24 protein-coding genes, 1 other RNA gene and 1 pseudogene are annotated in these 18,924 nt (G+C 54.5%); 5 read left to right on the top strand and 21 right to left on the bottom strand.

Translation table 11 applies throughout. From position 1 onward, the window contains the following. Window positions 1-2: 2 nt before the first annotated feature. The 5 genes from U8U68_RS12050 to U8U68_RS12030 all read right to left on the bottom strand — a co-directional run bounded on the left by U8U68_RS12050 (window position 3) and on the right by U8U68_RS12030 (window position 5,880). The gene (locus U8U68_RS12050; protein ID WP_322201096.1) at window positions 3-1,829 is read right to left on the bottom strand and encodes a DUF4942 domain-containing protein; all 1,827 of its coding nucleotides are present in this window, start codon (window positions 1,827-1,829) and stop codon (window positions 3-5) included. Between the two features lie 224 nt (window positions 1,830-2,053). After that, entirely contained in the window at window positions 2,054-2,446 is a 393-nt protein-coding gene (locus U8U68_RS12045) for a RusA family crossover junction endodeoxyribonuclease (RefSeq protein WP_322201094.1), read from the bottom strand. A 253-nt stretch (window positions 2,447-2,699) separates the two neighbouring features. Next, entirely contained in the window at window positions 2,700-4,928 is a 2,229-nt protein-coding gene (locus U8U68_RS12040; RefSeq protein ID WP_322201092.1) for an AAA family ATPase, read from the bottom strand. Then, on the bottom strand, window positions 4,929-5,639 hold the full coding sequence (locus U8U68_RS12035) for a hypothetical protein (protein WP_322201090.1): 711 nt from the start codon (window positions 5,637-5,639) through the stop codon (window positions 4,929-4,931). It lies immediately after the preceding gene. Beyond that, a complete protein-coding gene (locus tag U8U68_RS12030) occupies window positions 5,623-5,880 on the bottom strand; it encodes a hypothetical protein (protein ID WP_322201088.1) in 258 nt (85 codons plus the stop codon). Before U8U68_RS12030 ends, U8U68_RS12035 begins: the two co-directional genes overlap by 17 nt. 102 nt (window positions 5,881-5,982) lie before the next feature. Here U8U68_RS12030 and U8U68_RS12025 point away from each other — a divergent pair, with 102 nt between their 5' ends. Continuing rightward, window positions 5,983-6,258 carry a helix-turn-helix domain-containing protein gene (locus U8U68_RS12025; protein WP_166544090.1) on the top strand — a complete coding sequence of 92 codons (276 nt, stop codon included), beginning with the start codon at window positions 5,983-5,985 and terminating at the stop codon, window positions 6,256-6,258. Between the two features lies 1 nt (window position 6,259). Here U8U68_RS12025 and U8U68_RS22400 read toward each other — a convergent pair. From U8U68_RS22400 to U8U68_RS12010, 4 genes and pseudogenes are all read right to left on the bottom strand, one after another. Further along, window positions 6,260-6,316, bottom strand: a pseudogene (locus U8U68_RS22400) (hypothetical protein); the annotation flags it as partial. A 57-nt stretch (window positions 6,317-6,373) separates the two neighbouring features. Further along, window positions 6,374-7,954, bottom strand: coding sequence for a DEAD/DEAH box helicase (locus U8U68_RS12020; RefSeq protein ID WP_322201085.1), 1,581 nt, complete (start codon window positions 7,952-7,954; stop codon window positions 6,374-6,376). Then, on the bottom strand, window positions 7,954-8,418 hold the full coding sequence (locus U8U68_RS12015; RefSeq protein WP_322201083.1) for a DUF669 domain-containing protein: 465 nt from the start codon (window positions 8,416-8,418) through the stop codon (window positions 7,954-7,956). The genes U8U68_RS12020 and U8U68_RS12015 overlap by 1 nt, the downstream gene beginning before the upstream one ends. Before the next feature lie 21 nt (window positions 8,419-8,439). Then, a complete protein-coding gene (locus U8U68_RS12010) occupies window positions 8,440-9,531 on the bottom strand; it encodes an ATP-binding protein (RefSeq protein WP_322201081.1) in 1,092 nt (363 codons plus the stop codon). Between the two features lie 670 nt (window positions 9,532-10,201). Here U8U68_RS12010 and U8U68_RS12005 point away from each other — a divergent pair. Then, the gene (locus tag U8U68_RS12005) at window positions 10,202-10,420 is read left to right on the top strand and encodes a helix-turn-helix domain-containing protein (protein WP_322201079.1); all 219 of its coding nucleotides are present in this window, start codon (window positions 10,202-10,204) and stop codon (window positions 10,418-10,420) included. On the opposite strand, the gene U8U68_RS12000 is transcribed toward U8U68_RS12005, so the two are convergent. The 11 genes from U8U68_RS12000 to U8U68_RS11950 form a co-directional block, all read right to left on the bottom strand. After that, window positions 10,368-10,580, bottom strand: a complete 213-nt coding sequence (locus U8U68_RS12000) for a helix-turn-helix transcriptional regulator (RefSeq protein WP_322201077.1) — start codon at window positions 10,578-10,580, stop codon at window positions 10,368-10,370. The two genes, U8U68_RS12005 and U8U68_RS12000, sit on opposite strands and share 53 nt — an antisense overlap. Continuing rightward, a complete protein-coding gene (locus U8U68_RS11995; protein ID WP_322201075.1) occupies window positions 10,580-11,839 on the bottom strand; it encodes an ATP-binding protein in 1,260 nt (419 codons plus the stop codon). The genes U8U68_RS12000 and U8U68_RS11995 overlap by 1 nt, the downstream gene beginning before the upstream one ends. Beyond that, window positions 11,833-12,126 carry a hypothetical protein gene (locus tag U8U68_RS11990; protein WP_322201073.1) on the bottom strand — a complete coding sequence of 98 codons (294 nt, stop codon included), beginning with the start codon at window positions 12,124-12,126 and terminating at the stop codon, window positions 11,833-11,835. The genes U8U68_RS11995 and U8U68_RS11990 overlap by 7 nt, the downstream gene beginning before the upstream one ends. After that, window positions 12,127-12,492, bottom strand: coding sequence for a hypothetical protein (locus tag U8U68_RS11985; RefSeq protein WP_322201071.1), 366 nt, complete (start codon window positions 12,490-12,492; stop codon window positions 12,127-12,129). A gap of 72 nt (window positions 12,493-12,564) precedes the next feature. After that, complete coding sequence (locus U8U68_RS11980) at window positions 12,565-12,762, bottom strand: hypothetical protein (RefSeq protein WP_322201069.1); 198 nt, start codon at window positions 12,760-12,762, stop codon at window positions 12,565-12,567. Continuing rightward, window positions 12,759-12,989 carry a hypothetical protein gene (locus tag U8U68_RS11975; RefSeq protein WP_322201067.1) on the bottom strand — a complete coding sequence of 77 codons (231 nt, stop codon included), beginning with the start codon at window positions 12,987-12,989 and terminating at the stop codon, window positions 12,759-12,761. Before U8U68_RS11975 ends, U8U68_RS11980 begins: the two co-directional genes overlap by 4 nt. A 5-nt stretch (window positions 12,990-12,994) precedes the next feature. Then, on the bottom strand, window positions 12,995-13,258 hold the full coding sequence (locus U8U68_RS11970) for a hypothetical protein (RefSeq protein WP_322201065.1): 264 nt from the start codon (window positions 13,256-13,258) through the stop codon (window positions 12,995-12,997). Window positions 13,259-13,263: 5 nt separating this feature from the next. Beyond that, complete coding sequence (locus U8U68_RS11965) at window positions 13,264-13,512, bottom strand: hypothetical protein (RefSeq protein ID WP_322201063.1); 249 nt, start codon at window positions 13,510-13,512, stop codon at window positions 13,264-13,266. Between the two features lie 119 nt (window positions 13,513-13,631). Then, window positions 13,632-14,090 (bottom strand): hypothetical protein, encoded by a 459-nt coding sequence (locus U8U68_RS11960; protein WP_322201061.1) that lies wholly within the window; start codon window positions 14,088-14,090, stop codon window positions 13,632-13,634. Then, complete coding sequence (locus tag U8U68_RS11955; protein WP_322201059.1) at window positions 14,087-14,794, bottom strand: phage antirepressor KilAC domain-containing protein; 708 nt, start codon at window positions 14,792-14,794, stop codon at window positions 14,087-14,089. Before U8U68_RS11955 ends, U8U68_RS11960 begins: the two co-directional genes overlap by 4 nt. A gap of 92 nt (window positions 14,795-14,886) precedes the next feature. Beyond that, complete coding sequence (locus U8U68_RS11950; RefSeq protein ID WP_322201057.1) at window positions 14,887-15,453, bottom strand: Rha family transcriptional regulator; 567 nt, start codon at window positions 15,451-15,453, stop codon at window positions 14,887-14,889. A gap of 432 nt (window positions 15,454-15,885) precedes the next feature. Here U8U68_RS11950 and U8U68_RS11945 point away from each other — a divergent pair, with 432 nt between their 5' ends. The 3 genes from U8U68_RS11945 to U8U68_RS11935 all read left to right on the top strand — a co-directional run bounded on the left by U8U68_RS11945 (window position 15,886) and on the right by U8U68_RS11935 (window position 17,918). Beyond that, the gene (locus tag U8U68_RS11945; protein WP_322201055.1) at window positions 15,886-16,290 is read left to right on the top strand and encodes a helix-turn-helix domain-containing protein; all 405 of its coding nucleotides are present in this window, start codon (window positions 15,886-15,888) and stop codon (window positions 16,288-16,290) included. Beyond that, window positions 16,287-16,709, top strand: coding sequence for an ImmA/IrrE family metallo-endopeptidase (locus U8U68_RS11940; protein WP_322201053.1), 423 nt, complete (start codon window positions 16,287-16,289; stop codon window positions 16,707-16,709). The genes U8U68_RS11945 and U8U68_RS11940 overlap by 4 nt, the downstream gene beginning before the upstream one ends. 156 nt (window positions 16,710-16,865) lie before the next feature. Continuing rightward, window positions 16,866-17,918 (top strand): site-specific integrase, encoded by a 1,053-nt coding sequence (locus tag U8U68_RS11935; protein WP_322201051.1) that lies wholly within the window; start codon window positions 16,866-16,868, stop codon window positions 17,916-17,918. Window positions 17,919-18,058: 140 nt separating this feature from the next. Here U8U68_RS11935 and ssrA read toward each other — a convergent pair. Beyond that, window positions 18,059-18,410: a transfer-messenger RNA gene (gene ssrA, locus U8U68_RS11930) on the bottom strand. Window positions 18,411-18,924 lie beyond the last annotated feature (514 nt).

The raw sequence follows: 18,924 nt of genomic DNA, 5'->3' as shown, positions 1-18,924 counted from the left end.
CCTCACGCCCCAGCCATCAGCAGCGGCACCCCATTGACCGGCTCGCTGAGGAAATAATCCGCCCGGGCCATCACCAGGTTATAGCCCTTCTCGCCGGAGCCCTCCTTACCGTCCCCGTGGAAGGAATCTACCACGGCCTTCTCCCCGGCCTGCATGTTGCTGTACCGGGCCTTACCGTAACTTGGCGGTAACCATCCCTTATGCTTGCAGCAGTAAATGTTAAAACGGTCCACCAGCTCCGGGTTGCGGAACTTGATGTGCATAGTGCCCTTTTTGTACAAGGTCACGTCAAAGAACTTGCAGGGAATGTTCCGGGTCTGGCCCTCGTTGCAGGCGGTTTGCAGGACGCCATGAAGGTTAACATGAGCGGTCATATTTCCGTCCAGGTAATCAAAGACTTTCTCGATATCGGAGATGGTCTTCTCTGCCTCGTAAAGCTCGAAAGCCTTGCGCGACCATGAGGAAAACATACCGTAGACCGGCAAAATTACCTTCATGCCCAGCTTATGGGCTTTGTTAGTTTTCCAGCCGTTGTAGTAGTGGATATTCCTCTCCATCTCGGGATACCAGGTGTGCTTCTCGGTCATCTTGTCAAAAAGCTCCACGATGGTGTCCTGTATACCCCTGCCCATCTCGGCATTCATCTGGGCCGCGATTTTCTGGATGTTGAACAGGGTGAAGTCATATTTCACCATCTCGTCCACCATCCCCCGGTACTTCTCCCGGAGGTTCGAGGTCAGCTTGCCCACGAACTCCTTGTTGCTGAACAGCGCCGACCAATACTTCTTGCGCACCAGCCCCAAAAATTTATTGACGCTGGGCACGCTTCCGCGCCCGCCTGATTTGGATGGATCCCCGGCGCAGAGGGTCAGGGTGGTGAACCCGAACTTGTCCTCCTTGTCGAAGCTGTCCAGCAAATACGGTCTCATATTGCGGTACTCCCGGATGAGCTCCAGGCCCGCGTCAACCTCCACGTTGAACCGGCTGACGATCTGCTCCATGAAGTCCGTCACTGCCATATCGGTAACATCCCGGGCGGATTCTTCGTCCAGGTGGGCGGCCTCGCTGAGCCGCTGGAAGATGTCGCTGTCCTCATTCACCTGGGGAATAGCGATTTTGATAAGCGCCACGGTCACGCCCGTGGCCCGCTCCCCGTTGGCGAAACCACCCTCTATGTACTCCATCTCTGCCCCCAACTCTGCGAGTTGGCTTTCCAGGACCTTGCGCCGGTTGGTGCAGGGATTCAGCAGGGTATCAGCGTTTAATAAGCACCGAATCTGCCCGCCCCAGCGCCTTTGCAGCTCTATGGCCTTGAGCAGGTGGGCATCCCCGTCGGCAAAGGGTGGGTTCATCACAATGAGGTCATAATGCTTGCGGCTCTGGAAGGTGAGGAAATCGTCATGGACAACCGGGGCGCTGAGCTTGTGCAGCCAGTCGTACTCCCGCTCCAAGCGCCGCTTTTCTGCCGCCTCCATAGGGGTCAATTCCCCTTTCGTGCGGGTCACGGCGTTCCAACTCTCTTTGTCGTTCAGCTGCTTACGGCGCTCCCAAATCTCCTCCTCCCGTCTGCCCCCAAACTCATACTCCAAAATGGAGCGCAGGTAGGGGTCGATTTCCACGCAGTCCACGCTCAGCGTTTCGCCGTATCGGAGGCTATGGGCCTTTTGCGCGACAGCCTTTACCAGGTCGCCCTTCCCTGCGGAGGGCTCCAGCACCGTTGCGACATAGTGCCAGTCGATGCCCGCCAGCAGCCGCTCCGCCAGCTCCGGCGGCGTGGGGTAGAAGCCCTTCTGGGCCTTTTGGGTCGTGGTGATTGCATTTATGTTCATGTTTTTACTCCTTAGAAATTTTTATGTCCTCCAGCTTGCATATGCGCACCGACCGCAGCGCGGTCAAGTCCTGCAATTCAGCCTGATACCAATACTCCCCGGTGTTCTCGTTCAAGCCCCGGTGTTCTCGTTCAAGCGTATCGTGGCCCCCGTGAGCTTGTACCTGACGCCGTCCGGGGCGGTCACGGTCTTGTTCAGGTGCCGCTTGATCTCGTGGGGCTCCATCACAATTCCTCCACGCGGATGAAGATCCCCGGCCTCTCGGCCCAGAACTTCTCCACGATTTCAGAGGCCACCAGCGCATCGTCTGTCCAAAACCCCGTGGCGGTCATGCAGTCCTTGAGCAGCTTCTGCAGGTTATCGGTATCGGGCTTTGTGACGCGGTATTCCCCGTCCCGGTGCCGCCCCCTGGGGAAGCACCACTTCACCACCAGCCGTACCCCGCCCCGGTATGGCTTTTTGGGCCGGTGGCGGCTCAGGTGAGCGGTCAGCTTGGCGCGGGCGGCTTTCAGCTCCGGGGCCTCGTAGAAAAAGGGCTTGCCGTTTCGCACTCCCGCCCGCTTTTCCTGATGGGTCACGGTGGGCGGATTTATAGCCAGAAAAAATTGGGTTTCCAACTGTCAGTCCTCCTTTTGGTATTGACACCCCTCTGCTTGCTCGCTTGCTCGCTTGCGCTATGGGGTGGCTGTCAAAATGGGGTGTGTGTCAAAAGCCCCCCTCTATAGAGGGGGCTTTTGACACCCCCTTTTTTGACACCCCCCTGTCCTGTTTTGATAGGGTGTCAATTTACTACTTTTTGACACTTTGATACCCCTGCCAAGGGTGTCAAAAATACATTTTTTGATACTTTGACACCCATATCAAAGGGTATCAATTTGACACTTCTGACACCTTTGACACCCGGCGCACCATGCCGTTCTCCCGCTCAAAATCCGGGTGCTTATCAACCCAGCCTTTGATTGTTCCACGACTTTTATTGGTGTGCTCCATCAGCTTTGCAATGCTGACCTCGCCGCTGCCAGCCTCGTCGCACCACTCAAAAGCGCTCCCCAGCTGATCGATTCGTTCCTTCGGGGTCTTCTCTTTTGAACCGCCGCCCTTTTTGGGCCAGCGCTTGCGGCTTTGCACTTCCACCTCCAGCGCAATATCCTTGAGCACCCCCACCATATCCTGCCGGTGAATGGGGTAATCGAACCAAAGGTTCACGGGCGGGAACTTAGGGAACTCACGCAGGGTGCCTTCGATACGCCAGGCGGTGCGGCTCTGTACGGCCTTTCTGGCGGCTGAAATGTCCTCCATTAGGTGCGCCTGAGAGTTGAGTTGCAATTTGCTTCTGCATATCTCCAGCATAACAGCCGCGCTGCAGGCGTCGTCCTGGCTTGCCTCGTCGGCAAATCCATAGCGTTCCAGCCAGTCCAGGCACACAGCGCACACGGCCTTGTTTTCCTCCTGCTTGAGCAGTTCCTCAGTCAGATCCAGCTCGATCAGGTCTAAGAGCGCGTCCGGGTCCCGGGCGAACACTCCCGAGCCAGAGGCCCTGTCCATCGACCGCTTGCCCCCCTGGGCCCCCTTGCTGTGATGGTGGCAGTAGATCACCGCCGTACCCAGCTCGGTGCACACCTTGTCGAACTGGTTGCAGAAGTTGGCCATCTGGTCGGCGCTGTTCTCGTCGCCGGTGATGACCTTGTAGATGGGGTCGATGATGATGGCGATGTAATTCTTCTTCGCGGCCCGGCGGATGAGCTTGGGGGCCAGCTTGTCCATGGGGATGGAGTGCCCTCTCAGGTTCCAGATGTCCACGCTGTGAGAGAAGGGCATTTTCATGGCCTGCCGCACGTCCCAGAACCGGTGCAGGCACGAGGCCCGGTCCAGTTCCAGGTTCACGTACATCACCTTTCCCTGGGCGCAGGGAAACCCCAGCCAGGGTCTGCCCTCGGCGATACACACCGCCAGCTCAATCAGCGCGTAGCTCTTGCCGGCCTTACTAGGGCCTGCCAGCAGCATCTTGTGTCCCTGCCGGAGTATGCCTCCGATGAGCTCTGGGGCCAGTTCGGGCAGGTTGTCTGAGAGCTCCTCCTCCAGGTCGGGGAGGTCATCGTTGACGCTCTCGACCCATTCTTTCCACTCGTTCCAGCTGGCCTTGCCTATATTGGTAGCCACCAGGAACTGCTTATTCTCCTTGCGCATCACCCCAGGCATCCGGCTAAGCCGGGAGGGGTTGCGATTCTGCCGGTCGGGCTCCAGGCCGTTCTTTTTGCAGACCTCATAGAGGTAGTCTACCCGTGTGCGGTATTCCTCATAGCTGCCCGCCTCAACGCGGACGATAGCGTGAATACTCTTGCCGCCCGAATGTACCAGCGCGGCCACCGGGAGTTCCAGTTCTCTGATGATGGCGTTCTGCTTTTCCACCGGTATACTGTCGCTTTCCACTAGAGCATAGCGGAAGTCGGTCACGTTCTCGTTCTTGACCCCTTTACCGTCCAGGGGATTGAAGCGTATCCAGGCCCCGGCCTCGGGGGAGTAGTCCCCCAGCACCCGGCCTATATCGCCATTGCACCGGCTCAACTCTTGAATGAGCTTGCCCGCCGTGCGGTCGTAGCAGCCTTTGGAGGGGATGTGCTTGCCGTCCTTTTCGTAGCTCTTGGTCACGTAGCCCACGCAGTCATCCGCGTCGAACAAGACCTCCAGGTAGGAAATCAACTCTTTGACTGCGTCCCAGACTTGAGGTTCTTCCACCTCGCGAGCCTCTACCCAGTCCTGATTTACCACTACCAGGTCATCATCCGCGCTGATGACGTCGTCCCACGCCAGCTCGCGGCCCTCCCGGGCCGGGGGCCTCCAGCCCCGGTCAAGGGCCATCTGCACGATGGTCCCGCCGGTGACTGGATTGGCCGAGCCGCTGAACGTCTCCCACTTTCTCTCGCACTCGCCTCTGTCACCATGATACCGTGCGACGTCTTTGCTACTCCATTCATCCCAATCTCGTACTGAATAGCCTTCTTGTTTCAATGCCATTCCAACAGAGAGCCATTCAGAATATGTAAGAGTAGTAGGATTGATATGGTATAACAAATCTTTTATATCTAAGTCCTTGTTCATTTACCGTTTCCTTTTGTTTCTTGCCTGAATTTTCATATCTACCCACCGGCAATTGGCTGGCTCATAGTTGCCATTTACATCAATTCGATCAATCGTACACTTTCCGAATGGTGCTTCTGGGTCATACCTATTTTCCATTGCCCAGTTGTAAAACGATATAAAGCTATCTCTCCACTCTTTACAAACAGATATACCAAGTCCACCGTAAAAGGGGTAGCTGTCATGGGATGGGTATTCACATCGAGCAATCATACCTCGCCACACATGATATAAACGTGTATCTGATAATCCATGTGTTAATGAATGTGAGCCTATATCAAAGCGCATACATCCACAAGACCGCGTATGACCATTTAGTAGATTTTCTTGAATAACAGTTGTACGATTTCCACAAGTGCATAAGCACTCCCACATAGGATTAGTTCCACTCCTCTTTGAGGATTTTCGCACCACTTCAAGAAAACCAAACTTTTGCCCTGTTAAATCTTTGACTTTCCCGTTCTTGTATCTAGTCGCTTTACTTAGAGTATTAGTCTGGCATCCACAGCTCTTTGTGTTTCCGCTTTTTAAGTTGCTCTGTGTTACAGTTACAAAATTCCCGCAATCGCACTTGCAAATCCACATAGACCCTGACTTTGCCTTTTTATCAGACCTCCTTATGACCGTTAGCCGTCCAAACCGTTGCCCCGTCAAATCAATCATTTTTCCCATGACATTCCTCCTTGAACTTGTCCATCAGTGCATCCGTCGCTTTTTCAAGTTCTGGTTTCGTATTGTGCAGAATGTTAGTAGCCACATAGAGCAGTTTGAGAATGTGCTCCGCGTAGTGGGGGAGGAATTTGGAATCCTCTTTGGATTCAAAATACCGCTCTGCCTCTGCCAATACCGCACAAGATAGTTCGATTTGGTACTGCTGCTGTTCGATTTCAGCCATAATGTCGAATATGGACATATTTGCCCCTCCCAATTTACGCCAGAAAATGGCGTTTATTTTTTCTCTATATTACGCCATAATAAGGCGTAAGTCAAGAGCTTTTTGTTAGGAGGTTCGAAAATGTTCAATGACCGGCTTCGTGCAGCACGCATTTTCCGTGGATATACCCTCCAAAGAACAGCAGATGCAGTAGGTGTTCCTCTTCGCTCATACCAGAAATACGAAAGCGCTGATAGTGAACCAGATTTTGAGATGCTTATAAAATTAGCAAATCTATTTGATGTTCCTACTGATTTCCTTTTGGGCCGAGATGATTATTTGAGGAAGCTCGAAGTATTCGTTGATGTACCCCCAGAAGGTCCTCCAAGGCATCCCAAACCTCGAATGAACCGCTAACTTCCTCATATTCGATTTTCTGGTAGTGGCGCAGTGTTAGACCTAACTTTTCCGCCATCGCCTGCTGAGTTAGCCCAGCGGCCTTGCGGGCGTTTTTGAGATTTTCCCTCATGGTCTACTCTCCTCTATATTCATATGGAGTAATTCCGTATGGAACCCTCCAGCCGTTGGCCGCGATTCGGTCGATGAGGTTCCGCGCCGCCTGGAAGTCCCAGGTGCCCACGTGCCGGAAACCCTTCTGCTCCAAAAAGCGGATCTGTTTAGGGGTAGTCAGCCCCTCCTGCCGCCGGGCGTCCAGCCGGTCCAGGAGCTTTGCCGCCTTGCCCGCGTTGTCGATCTGGTCCGGGAAGATGCCCAGCTTTTCCAGGGCCCGCACCTGCTTTTCAGAGGGCGGGGCCATCTCCCAGCCGAAGGAGGGCGTGTAGCCGGTCAGGTCCTCGGCCTGGATGGACATCTCGAACTGCAAGGGGTCCACCAGCTTGCGCTTGCGGTTTCGCATCTCCCGCAGCTGCTTGGCCAGAGCCTCCTCTCGCTGAGCGACCACATCCTCACTGGCGGTCTTTTCGGCCTGCTCCAAATCAACCGGCACCCCTGCCTCCTCGATGTTCTCGGTCATCTTCCGGGCCACTTCCTCGTTCTCGCAGATAAGCGAGGCGGGGTGACAGAGTTCGTGGCGCTCGGTATGCCAGAGGAAGTCCAGCAGTAAAAGGTGGTCTTTGCCGGGATATAAACGCGTACCCCGCCCCACCATCTGACTATAGAGCGACCGCACCTTTGTGGGCCGCAGCACCACCACACAGTCCACGGAGGGGCAGTCCCAGCCCTCGGTCAGCAGCATGGAGTTGCACAGCACATTATACTTACCGCTGTCGAAGTCGGCCAGCACCTGTGCCCGGTCCTGGCTCTCCCCGTTGACCTCCGCCGCCCGGAAACCCTTTTCGCAGAGGATGTCCCGGAACTTCTGGGAGGTCTTCACCAGGGGCAGGAACACCACCGTCTTACGGTCCCGGCAGTACTTGCCCATCTCCTCCGCAATCTGGTGCAGATAGGGGGCCAGGGCGTCCCCCAGGTCGCCCGCCTTGAAGTCTCCGGCGTTTACCCCTACCCCGGACAGGTCCAGCTTAAGGGGCACGGTCAGGGCCTTGATGGGGCTGAGGTAGCCCTCCCGGATGGCTTTGGGCAAGGTGTACTCGTAGGCCAGGCTCTCGAAATAGCTGCCCAGGTTTCGCATATCTCCCCGGTCAGGGGTGGCGGTAACGCCAAGCACGTTGCTGTCCTCGAAATATTGGAGCACCCGCTGGTAGCTGTCGGAAATGCAGTGATGGGCCTCGTCGATGATGATGGTGCCGAAGTGGCCGGGGTCAAACTGGCTCAGCCGCTTCTCCCGCATGAGGGTCTGGACGGAGCCCACCGTCACCCGGAACCAACTGTCCAGGCTGGTTTGCTCGGCCTTTTCCACCGCACAGCCCAGGCCGGTGGACTTCTTGATTTTGTCCGCCGCTTGGTCTAAGAGCTCGCCCCGGTGGGCCAGAATGAGCACCCGCTGGCCGGCCTTTACGCAGTCCTCGGTGATTTTGGCGAAGACGATGGTCTTGCCGCACCCCGTTGGCAGCACCAGCAATGTGCGCCGGACTCCCTCGTCCCATTGGCCTTCCACGGCGGCCCGGGCCTCCTGCTGATATGGACGCAGTTCCATCAGAACTCACCCGCCTTAAAGCCCTGGGCGGGTTTCTCCACAGGCTCGTAAAATCGTTTGATTTCATTGCTCTGCTTTTTCTCCCCGTCCCGGTCGCTGACCCACTCCCGGACGCCTACCTTGCACCGGCCTTTGGAGCCCACCACCTTACTCCAGTTCATTTTCAGCTTTTCCCCATGCTTGCGCTGGCCGATACTGCTGAAGAACGCGCAGAGCAGGCCCTCGCACTTGGAGTGCAGGAACAGGTTGTGCTTGATCACCGCCCGGCCCTCCGGCGCGTCGATGGTAATGGAGAGCACGGCCTTGTTGCAGGGGGGTAGTTTGGCCCCGCCAGAGTAGTGCTCCCGTTCAAAATCGGTAACGGTAAAGTCGTAGTCCCCCGGGGGCAGCAGGGTAAATTCCGGGCCGTCGTTCTCGATTACGTCCTCCCAGTCCAGCTCGCGGTCATAGTCCACAATTCCCATAGATAATTCCTCCTTCTGCCTTTAGAACGGCAAATCGCGGTTACTCATAATCATAGCGAACACCTGGTTCCATGCCCCCACCAGCACCCCGCGAATGAACTCCGGGTCATAATTCTCAATAGGGGTATCCTCGGGGTAGTAGCCCTTCTGGCTCACCGCCAGGCGAATCTCATCCTCTGTAACCTGGTTCTGTACCATCAGATCGCGGAGGGCCTTTGGCAGGTTGGGGTTGACATCAATAGTCAACTGCTCTTGATGATCTGCCGGGGCAGGTGTCGGCTCAGCCTTTGCCGGAGCCGGGTCAGGCTCGGGAGGTTCGGCGGCAGGCACGGCGGGGGTGTTGACCGGCGGCGGGGCAGGTATCGGGGCAGGTGCGGTCGTGCTCACCGCCCCGCCGTTTATGTAGATGTGGGGTGTAATGGCGCTGTAATCGAACTCCACTTCCTCCGGCAGGCCCCAGCGGTTCTTTGCGTCCCAGCAAGGGTGATGAGCCGTGTACATAGTCCGCCGCCCGCCCTGGGCCTTGACGGTCTTTTTGTCCTCCCCGGAGCGCACCGTCAGTATCTTGTAGTTGGCAAAAAGCAGCGCGTCCGACCATTCCTTCACCAGGGGGGCCACGTTTTTGCTCATCTTCATCTCCCAGCGGTCGTAGGCCCCGGTCTCCTCGGGCTGCTCGAACTTGCGCATCTTGGCGTGGGCGGTGCCCAGCACGTTGATGCCCCGGTCGATTACCTCGTCCAGCAGGTTCAGCAGCTTGCCGAACTCCTCGGCCACGTAGACGTAGCCGCGGCCATACCCGAAACTTTCCAGCCCATCCTTTTGGGCTTTCGCGCATACGCTGTCAATGCAGAGGCGTTCGGCCCAGTCCAGCGTATCAATGACTAGAGTGCGGCAGACATTGGGCGTGTCACGTACATATTTGACCTCGTCCAGAATCATTTGCCAACTGGTAGGCGCAGGCATTCTGGCTACGTCCAGGTGTTTTGTGCTCCCCTCCGTGTCAACAAACAGCGGGTCGGGGAACTGACTGGCAAAGGTAGATTTACCGATGCCTTCGGGGCCATACAGACAGCACTTCTGGGCTTTCTGTATTTTTCCTCTAATGATTTGCATGAGTTTTTCTTCTCCTTCGATTATTTGCTTGGGTGTTCAGAGTTACCCAGCGGCAATTCTGGGGCTTATACCCATCATCATTATTAATGCGGTCAATGGTGCACTCTCCGAATTGGGCATAAGGGTCATAGCCGGTTTCCATAGCCCATTTATGAAACGTGCTGAAATCGTCCCACTCTGGGCAAACGCTGATTCCGCGTCCACCATAATCTGGATAGGACTTGTTATTTGGATTGGTACAGCGTTGGTGCATGTTTTTCCATACTCCATATAGCCTGGTCCTGGAAAAGCCGTGCTTTTCCAGCTGAGTACCTCGTATCAAGCCCGCAGTATGGGATTTAGCGGCGGCAACCTCTTTTCTCAAACACCCACAGCTACTCACGGAGCCGCGCCGTAGGTCATTTGATGTACAAACTACAGTGTTACCACACTCACAAATACATCGCCATGCTACACGTCCATACTTGGGAGGGGCTTGTCCCGTGATAGTCAGCCGCCCAAACCTTTGACCTGTAAGGTCGATAAACTTTCCCATCTATGCACTTCCTGTCCTTTTTGATGTTTCACTAGCGAAGCAATCTCTTCAGTGCTCAAATTGAGCACTATCGCGCATTGATATTATAGTGTACAATTTGTACATTGTCAAGTATAAATTTTGGGGGTGCAAGATATGTTCTGTAAACGGCTCAATGAAACCCGTAAGAAATGTGGGATTACCGCCCAACAAATGGCTGATTATTTGGGAATCGGTCTGCGCTCATATCGTAACTACGAAAGCGGGAATAGAGAACCTTCACTTGAAGTTTTAGTACAAATCGCTGATAGGCTTGAAGTGTCTACAGATTATCTTCTTTGTCGGGATGAATTTCTCGCAAAAACCGCTGATTAACGCCGAGAATATCTTCTATGACATCCCAAATCCATATAGCGCCCAAGCGTTCACCGCTTTCCAAAGATTTGTAGTAGCGCTCATGAATCCCAATTTTTTCAGCCATAGTCTGCTGAGAGAATCCTGCCTCTTTCCGAGCCTGTTTCAAATTCTCTCGCATCAAAATTCACCTGATTTCCATGTGGTAGATGGTTCTTCTTTCTGGGGCTCGGAGTATCCGTTACTGATAATTATCGAACATTCCTTACCAGTAGAAACCCGGGTGGCGATGGCCTGCAAGCCCTCGCCCTCCAGCCAGGCCCCGAACTCTCGCAAAGTGGCAAGGTCCATCTGTTCCAGCTTGTCCAGCAGCACAAACCCGCAGTTAGGGTTGAGCTTCCGCACAATGGCCGTGCTCACCTTCAACTGATCGCTGCCGCTCATGCTGTCCCAGCGCTTGCCGTTGTAGGTCAGGGCCCCCTCCTCCACCGAGAGCCCGGGCAGGGGCAGCTCGGCGTGGTTCAGCAGGTCGGCCTTTTCCTGCCGGGTCTTGTCCAGCTGGGCGGTGAGGGCGGCGTACTGCTGGCTGTAGTCGTTGGCATCCATTTCAGCCTTTTCCTTGTCCAGGTTGGCCCGGACCTTCACGTTGATGGCCTCGATATCGGCGATGTTCCGCTCCAGCTCAGCGGTGGACTGGTCCTGCACGTCCTGGGCCGACCGGGCGGCGATGTCGCAGTCCTTGCACACAGCGTCGTACCGCTCTTGAATTTCATCAAGCTGGCGGCGCAGGGCCTGTTTCTGCTGTTCCAGCTGGGCGGCAAGCTGCCGCTTGCGCTGGTTCTCGCCGTTCTGGGCGAGGATGGCCTGCTGCTGGCTGAGCAGTTCGCTGATGGAGACCGGCTCTTTGGGCGCGTCGGGGTAGTAGGTCATCTCTTTGGCGAACTTCGCTTTCTGGTCCGCGATCTGTCCGATAGCCCGGCGGCGGTTGTAGGTGTCGCTCTCCTGGCGTTCCAGCTCCGCCAGCTTGTCTCCCACGCCGATGATCTGCAGGAGGGTGTCGCCCTTCTCCTTGTCGCTGGCCTGCATGAACCTGGGCAGGTCCAGGGCCAGCTGTGAGACGAACTCGTTGAGAAGCTGCTGACCGCCTTTGTTACCCGCCGGGTCGGTCACCTTCAGGTCGCTGTTTTTGCCCTTGCGCTCCACCACCAGACCGTTGCTCATGACGATATGCAGCCGGGGCGGGATGTTGGAGCCATCCCGGGTGGCCGCGCTGGGCCGGTAGCGGTCGCCGCCCAGGGCCCAGGCGATGGAGTCCAGCACCGAGGTCTTGCCCTGGTTGTTGTTCCCGCCGATGATGGTCAGGCCGCTCTGGTTGGGCTCAATCTTCACCGCGCGGATGCGCTTGACGTTCTCTATCTCTAACTGGTTGATTTTCAGCATATAGCTGTCTCCTTTCCTTTTTCCGGGTGGCTTTTCTTCTTGGTCCGTATCACGTACACGCACCTATCCGACCGATAGCAGTCGAACACCTCCCGCAGTTCGTTATTCCTGCGAAAACGCTGAATGATTCTCAGGCGGTTGTATGCCTGCCGTTCATCGTCATATTCAAAGCGCATATTCTGGTGCTTACAAGCCAGGAAACCTTTGATTTCCGTAATTTCCGGCGCTTCTTTGGCCCCATTTTTACGGCGCTCAGGCAGATACTCCACATCAAAACTGGTTTTCACTCAGCTCACCTCCAAGTATGGGGTGTAGTCCAAGTTGTCCTCTGTCACCATGTCGGCCCAGGTGAGGCCCTCTGTACCGGGTATGACTTCATCCAGGCTGATGGTCTGAATGCGGCGGCTCTGCTTTCGCCGCTCATTATCTACCGCCGACCGCATTCCCTGCCAGGCAAGTGTGCTGAATTCGTACTTGTACAACTCCGGGCGGGAAAACCAGTTTTTTACGGTCAGCAGGTAGCGGAATACTACCACGTCCCACCAGTCATCTGCTGGGAGCCGGTTGGCCGCAAGGAACCGGGAAATCATGTAGGCGTTCTGCTCGGCCACCTCCCGCTCAATCGGGGACAGGGGGCGAAGCTGTGTTTTCACGAAAATTCCTCCTTGTGTTTCCCGGAGGAATGTGCTATACTAGATGTAGCCCTCCGGGGTGGTTTTCGGCCTCTATTCGCTTGGCTTGGCGGCGTGTGCGAATAGGGCCTTTTGCTTTGCTTGGGTCTCCTCTTGGAGCGCCCGCAGCCTTTCCAATGCCCCCAGCGCCTCTCGAAAAGGTTGGGTATAGGCGCTGGGGGCGTGCTGCTGTTCCAGCTGGGCCAAGTAGCCGCCCAGGCGGGAAAGGGTAGGAGTGAGGTTGTGTTTCACGCGCCTTTCCTCCCCTCCACGCTCTCCAGCACTTCCTGCATCTGTGCCAGGTAGCTGGCGTGCCTGCGGTGAAATTCCTCCCGGCGGTTGAGATTATGTAGCTGGTGTTCCCGCCGTTGGGCTTTCCTGTTCTCTCGCCACTCAATGATGGTTCCCAGCAGGGCCAGACCGCCCAGAAAAAGGGCAATGGCCAGGAAGAACAGGAGATAGTCTTGTGGGGTGTACATTGGAGTCACTTCCTTTCCGGGTTCTCGTAGAATGCCAGCAGCAAGTCATCCGGCGGAATGTGCAGGGCACGAACCAGCCGCCGCAGTTCTTCCAGGGTAAAGGTGCCGGGGGCTTTCAGCCGACTGTTCGCTGTGGCGGCGCAGCGGCCCATGCGCGGCCCCAGGTCGCCATAGCGCTGGATCCCGGCCAGGCGCTTGTATTTGTCGATGGTGGCAAGCAGCTGCTGATCCATGCGGGCCTCTGGGGTCAGGGGCTTGATTCGGGGCATTAGGGTCACCTCCTTTCGCTCGTCTCGTTCTTGGCGGTTTGCAGTTCGTTCAAGCTGATACCCAGTGCTTGGGCAGAGAGCACAATTCCGTCCAGCGTGTGCTTTGCCTTCCTGACCTGCCGCTCTATGGGCCGGGCAGCTTTCTTGCCGCCCGCTTCCCGCCAATCCTTGGCGGCGGCGACAAGGTTCAGCTTTCGGGAGTAGACCTCCCAGTAGGCGAGGGATAGCTTTTTGATGATTTTTGCCTGTTTCATGTTTTCCTCCTTGCCAGCCAGCAGGAGGTATGGTAAAATATTCCTGCGGGCTTAGCTTCTGTTTAAGTGTTGTAGGTCTGCAAGCCCTGGTGAGTGTTTGCGGCACTCACTGGGGCGCTTTATTTTTCGTCGAAGGGATTCTTTCCTAACTCTCTAAGTAATGCGGGGCCATCAAGAGAGCTTTCTCGCCCTTCCCAAACTGCATAGACAATGGCCCGGAAAAGGTCAAGCGACATAAAATCAAGAGGGTCGTTTGGGTCAGGACCACCAGTAACAAACAGCCCATGTCTGGTTTTCTGCACCTCATATTTATTTTGGAGGCAGTAGGCATAAAGGCGCGGGTCTTGTTTCTGTAAGTCGTCCATAGCTGAGGGAGCGTTCAATGTCCAGGGAATGATCTGGGCTTTGGCGACTTCCTCTAAAGACACGCCGTATTGATTGCAAGTGATCTGCGCCTGCAAGGCAATCACTCTCGGCGGTTGGCCTGCATCCAACATTGTCTTTCCCAATTCGTCTATTAGCTTGGCTACCCCGACCACGTGCTTTTCGTGCTCAATCTCAGATTTTCTACTATTCATGCGGTAACTCCTTTCTTACCCCCGCCAAGATAAAGTAGCCGGAACGTCTCACGGCCTTTCGGGGTGACCAGTGTCTGGGTCCCTGCCCACTTGGTTTTATCGTTAAAGCACTCTTTCATCTCGAACAGGCCGTCGTTTTTGTCAGCGTAAGGCATCAGCTTGCCCCGCTTGTCCCGGTAGAGATACTTGCGTTCTAACAAGAAGTCGATGAACTTCTTTTGCGGAACGCCCAGTTGATTGGCGGTCTCACGGAAATTGGTCAGGGTGTTGCGCTCCACCAGTTCATCGAAATAGTCGGCTTTCGGAGCCATTATCTGGTTTTGCACTGTCAAGTTGGCAATCCGGGCATCTCGTGCGGCTAGAATTTGATCAGCTACTTTCATGGCCTTTGCCATCAACTCTTCCGGGGTCATATCTTGCTGACCAGCTATGTACCCACCGGTCTTGCGTATGCTGGGGAGTATCTCATCGGCTATTAGGCCCTGGAATACCTGCGCGGCCTCGTTCTTGGCCTTCATGGCTAGGCGGTAGAAGATGTTCTCAGGAATAAAATCACCCTTTCCCCACTTGTGGGGAAAACCGAGTTCCGTTAAATAGCTTTCAACGCGTTCCCACTTTACATACTCAATGCCGCTCTTTTCCTGCGTGAACCCCAGCCCCCTGGAAACATCCTCCAGATTCAGCTGGGGCCGTGCCGGTGGCATCTAGGTACCCCCTGACGCCTTTGATGGTGATGATGTCGTTCATTTTGTTTGTTCCCTTCCGCGCTATGCGCTGTCTTTCTCTTGCCTAGCTATCAGCCTGGCAAGGGCCTCTCTGCACCTGGTTGTAGTGATGGAAAATCGGCAAAAGACATTTGCGTAGATGTTCTATTCCGCAAGACACGGGGAACGGGGACGTTCCAGGTGGTATAGGTGTCGCAAATCATCTCCGTCACCTCGAACGGCGTTGCTCCGGTGTTATAAAGCGCCTTTGAGTTAGCAGTGATCAGCTTTGCCAGCGCTGCGGGTGAAATTTCTGGCGGGCGGCGGCTTGCGGAAAGCGCCTCCTGCATCTCCTCAAAGGCCGTCACATAGGCGGCGGTGAAGAGGACGCCTTTCTCGCCGGTGAGTTTGTTGGCAATCATGTCGCAGCCTTTTTTGGTGATGAGGTAGCAGGGGTACTCTTTCCCACGATTTTCAAACGAGCTTTCAATGAAGAAATCTGACGGCGCAATTTTGCGCTGCGAAACTTCTGCGGACTTTTCCATAATCTCAACGTACTTGCGAATGTCACGAAGCAACTCCTTGTGGTTCTTTTCCACCATCTCCGCTACTTCGCGGCTGTCGATAGCCCGCCGGCCGTGGATGTTCTTGACTGTCATGTTTTGCTCCTTTCAAGCAGATTTCATGTTCTGTTCGGGCAAACCAAGAATCTCACAAATCGCCTTAACGATTTTTGGGGCTGGCCTCTGCCCAGTGAGTACCTTATACATATACCCACTGTCAACATATAAGCCCGTCCGTGTTTTGATTTCATCCCCTAACCACTTTTGGCTTTTGCCTTGCTGCACGAGTTCTATCTTTACGCACAAACCAAATGGGGTAAATTTGGACGAGTTCACCAAATCACCTCCCTTCCATAAAAATAGTGTTGACAAGTACTTTTTCTTGTACTATTATGAATGTACCACTAATCATTGTACTTGATTCAGCGCTCGCCATGTTTGCATTATAGTACTTTTCTAAGTGCAAGTCAAGCGGTTTGCGCTAAATTTAGTGCTTTTAGCGTTATGCACAAAAAGGAGTGCTATATTATGGCAGAATTGTATGACAGAATCGCTTCTTTATGTTCGGAAAAAGGGATAAAGCCAGGTCGAATGTGTAACGACTTAGGAATTAGCCGTGGAAATATGGGCGACTTAAAGGCTGGTAGAACAAAAACCCTATCGGCCAAGAACTTGAAAGCTATCGCAGATTATTTTTCTGTAAGTACAGATTATCTCTTAGGCAATGTCAGCGATCCTTTCTTCCGTTTAGACAACGATAAAATCCTCCGCGACATCAACAGCTATGAAGATGAACCCAGCTTGGACCAGCAGCTCTCCGGCATCGACTTTGCCCTCTCCGGCGAAATCCACGACCTGACCGACAATGAAAAGCAGGACATCCTCGACTATATCAGATTTAAGAAAAGCCAGAGAGGCGGCGGTGACAAATGACCCTGCTTGACCTGTACCAGCGGGCAGAGCAGGAGGGTGTAGACGTTGACTATTTCCCTATGCGAGAGGTTGTTTCTTTTTCACTGCCCGAGGGCTTGATTGCTATGGACGTTGACAAGATGAAAAACTCTCAGGAGGAAAAAGTTTTTCTTGCGCATGAAATGGGGCATATTGAAACCGGTAGTTTCTATAACATCCATTCCGGGCTTGATGTCCGTGGGAAGCATGAGCGCCATGCAGATAAACAGGCAATAAAAATGCTCGTCCCGAAGGACGAGCTGGACAATGCGGTGAGCTCTGGATTTACAGAGCTATGGGAACTCGCTGATTATTTTGATGTTAGTGAGGATTTCATGAAAAAAGCTGTTTGCTGGTACAAATTTGGGAACTTGGATGTTGACAGTTATTTTGGACAATAAAAAGCCGCCCCCGTGTACTCACGACTTGGCTGGCACCAAGTCGACACCGAGAGCGGCAAAGAAACAGGCTTACCCGAAGCGGATAAACTGCTATGAAACAAGTAGATTATACCACCTCCGAGTAGGCTTTGCAACCCATACCCAGGAGGTTTTTCTATGGCGAAAATCACGAAAACGAAGTCCGGCAAATACCGAACGCTGGTGTTCTACATGGACGAGAACGGCAAGCGCTGCCGGAAGTCATTCACCCATGAGGACAAGAACACGGTGAAGTTCCTGGCAGCGGATTTCCTGGCCAATCAAAAGGACGCCCACAAGGAGAACCGCATGACGGTGGGGGAGGCCCTGAAACGCTACACGGACAGCAAAGAGAACGTGCTGTCGCCCTCCACCATCCGCAGCTACCGGACCATCTGCCGCAACAGTCTGACCGAGCTGCAAAAGGTCAGGCTGTGCGACCTGACAAACGAAGTTATCCAGAGGGCAATCAATGTGGAGACGGTGGGGCACAAGCCGAAAACGGTTTCCAATATCTACGGCCTGCTGACCGCCGCGCTGGGGATGTTCCTGCCGGAGTTTCGCCCGGCGGCAACCCTGCCCCAGAAAAAGCGATATGAGGCGGTGGTGCCGGTAGACAAACAGATAAAGGACCTGCTGGCCCTGGCCGCTGGCACCGACGTGGAGATACCCATTATCCTGGCGGCGATGGGTTCCCTGCGGGAGGGAGAAATCGCGCCGCTGCTGGTGGAGGATATTCTGGACAGCGGGGTGCGGGTCAACAAGTCGATGGTGCGGAACCAGAACGAGCAATGGGAAATCAAGCCGGCGCCAAAGACCCAGGCTGGGGAGCGGGTCGCGCCCTTGCCCAAAGAAGTGATTGCCAAGATACGGGAGGCGGTCAAGGACAAGGAATCGGGCGACCGGCTCTGCGATATGACCCCGGCTATGATTTACAAACACTACGCCAACCTCCGGGGCCAGTGCGGAATGGAGCGCTGCCGGTTCCACGACCTCCGCCATTATTACGCAAGCATGGCCCACCTGTTGGGCGTGCCGGACCAGTACATCATGCTCTACGGCGGGTGGAGCGACAAGTCCACCCTGACAAAGATCTACCAGCAGGCCCAGGCCGACTATACGGATACCGAGAGCCAGAAGGTGACGGATTTCTTTGGTCGGATGCTGGGCGAAATCCAGCCGAAAAATTGAACACTTTCTTGAACACTTTTGAGTTGAAAAGGGCGTTTGAAACTCGAAAACCTTAATCGGCAAAATAGAATCATGGTTTGAAAAACCCAGTAAAAAAGCGCCCTCCGGCGGTTTTCCGCTTAGGAGTGCGCTTTTCTGTGTGGTGGAGATGGCGGGATTCGAACCCGCGTCCGAAAAAGAGTCGCCGGGGCTTTCTACGGGCGTAGCTTTTGTTTTTACATTCCCTCCGGCCGACGCGCAAAAGCACGCTCCGGCTTTTAGTAGCCCTCTAGGTCATGGCTCGGGTCAAAGGCGGCCCCCGGGCTCACGTTCACCGCTCATCAACGCTCCTGTCCCGGCCGCGGTATTCCAGGCAAGAACGGCTGCTTATTTAAGCAGCAACAGCAACAAAGTCGTTGTCGTTTAATTTTAAAAGTTGCCGGTTTTATAGTGGTCCAGCTCCACTGCCCGCTTACCAGGGTCCCCCTCCCCCGTCGAAACCTTTACATCCCCCAATAGAAAGTTGAGCCCGCCTTATGATGCGGTGTGATCATATACACCACTCTTCCTATCATCTGTTCCCTGCGCAGAAAGAGGCTTTATAAACACTGCCACAGCTTAAGAGGTAAGGGCTCACGATCACTTTTGAGGAATACATTTGTATTCTTTACTATTATACACAGTTTTCACCCAATTTGCAAGTGGGATTTTTTGCCGAATTCTGTGCCGTGAGCTTTCGCTTTATTTTCCATAAGAGCGGGCGGTTTCAGTGGCTTGTGCATCGCGCGGCATATTCTGATGCCTATGGTACGATTATTCCGTAACTAGGGCTTGTTTGAACATAGAGCGAAAGACGAATTTTGACCAAGGGAGGTTCATTTCAAGGAGAGTCCCGCAAGTCAACCGAGCGGTTGACGAGGATCTTCCACGCGGAAAGAGGCCTCTTTTGGGCAAAAAGAAGGCGTTTTCAATGTTTTAAACAAGCCCTAGAGAGGGTGTCAAGTAACCCAAAGGAGGATGGAGGCAA

Source organism: Acutalibacter intestini, assembly GCF_034334985.1.
GTDB lineage: Bacteria > Bacillota > Clostridia > Oscillospirales > Acutalibacteraceae > Acutalibacter > Acutalibacter intestini.
This window is presented reverse-complemented; position numbering and strand designations above follow the sequence as displayed.

Excerpts from the sequence above, each read along its gene's own strand:
- U8U68_RS12015 (WP_322201083.1), bottom strand. The coding sequence starts at position 8,418 with ATGGGAATTGTGGACTATGACCGCGAGCTGGACTGGGAGGACGTAATC.
- U8U68_RS11945 (WP_322201055.1), top strand. The coding sequence starts at position 15,886 with ATGGCAGAATTGTATGACAGAATCGCTTCTTTATGTTCGGAAAAAGGG.
- U8U68_RS12050 (WP_322201096.1), bottom strand. The coding sequence starts at position 1,829 with ATGAACATAAATGCAATCACCACGACCCAAAAGGCCCAGAAGGGCTTC.
- U8U68_RS11975 (WP_322201067.1), bottom strand. The coding sequence starts at position 12,989 with ATGTACACCCCACAAGACTATCTCCTGTTCTTCCTGGCCATTGCCCTT.
- U8U68_RS11935 (WP_322201051.1), top strand. The coding sequence starts at position 16,866 with ATGGCGAAAATCACGAAAACGAAGTCCGGCAAATACCGAACGCTGGTG.
- U8U68_RS12005 (WP_322201079.1), top strand. The coding sequence starts at position 10,202 with ATGTTCTGTAAACGGCTCAATGAAACCCGTAAGAAATGTGGGATTACC.
- U8U68_RS11950 (WP_322201057.1), bottom strand. The coding sequence starts at position 15,453 with ATGACAGTCAAGAACATCCACGGCCGGCGGGCTATCGACAGCCGCGAA.
- U8U68_RS11960 (WP_322201061.1), bottom strand. The coding sequence starts at position 14,090 with ATGAATAGTAGAAAATCTGAGATTGAGCACGAAAAGCACGTGGTCGGG.
- U8U68_RS11955 (WP_322201059.1), bottom strand. The coding sequence starts at position 14,794 with ATGCCACCGGCACGGCCCCAGCTGAATCTGGAGGATGTTTCCAGGGGG.
- U8U68_RS11940 (WP_322201053.1), top strand. The coding sequence starts at position 16,287 with ATGACCCTGCTTGACCTGTACCAGCGGGCAGAGCAGGAGGGTGTAGAC.
- U8U68_RS12020 (WP_322201085.1), bottom strand. The coding sequence starts at position 7,954 with ATGGAACTGCGTCCATATCAGCAGGAGGCCCGGGCCGCCGTGGAAGGC.
- U8U68_RS12035 (WP_322201090.1), bottom strand. The coding sequence starts at position 5,639 with ATGGGAAAAATGATTGATTTGACGGGGCAACGGTTTGGACGGCTAACG.
- U8U68_RS12040 (WP_322201092.1), bottom strand. The coding sequence starts at position 4,928 with ATGAACAAGGACTTAGATATAAAAGATTTGTTATACCATATCAATCCT.
- U8U68_RS11970 (WP_322201065.1), bottom strand. The coding sequence starts at position 13,258 with ATGCCCCGAATCAAGCCCCTGACCCCAGAGGCCCGCATGGATCAGCAG.
- U8U68_RS11995 (WP_322201075.1), bottom strand. The coding sequence starts at position 11,839 with ATGCTGAAAATCAACCAGTTAGAGATAGAGAACGTCAAGCGCATCCGC.
- U8U68_RS12010 (WP_322201081.1), bottom strand. The coding sequence starts at position 9,531 with ATGCAAATCATTAGAGGAAAAATACAGAAAGCCCAGAAGTGCTGTCTG.
- U8U68_RS11965 (WP_322201063.1), bottom strand. The coding sequence starts at position 13,512 with ATGAAACAGGCAAAAATCATCAAAAAGCTATCCCTCGCCTACTGGGAG.
- U8U68_RS12025 (WP_166544090.1), top strand. The coding sequence starts at position 5,983 with ATGTTCAATGACCGGCTTCGTGCAGCACGCATTTTCCGTGGATATACC.
- U8U68_RS12000 (WP_322201077.1), bottom strand. The coding sequence starts at position 10,580 with ATGCGAGAGAATTTGAAACAGGCTCGGAAAGAGGCAGGATTCTCTCAG.
- U8U68_RS12030 (WP_322201088.1), bottom strand. The coding sequence starts at position 5,880 with ATGTCCATATTCGACATTATGGCTGAAATCGAACAGCAGCAGTACCAA.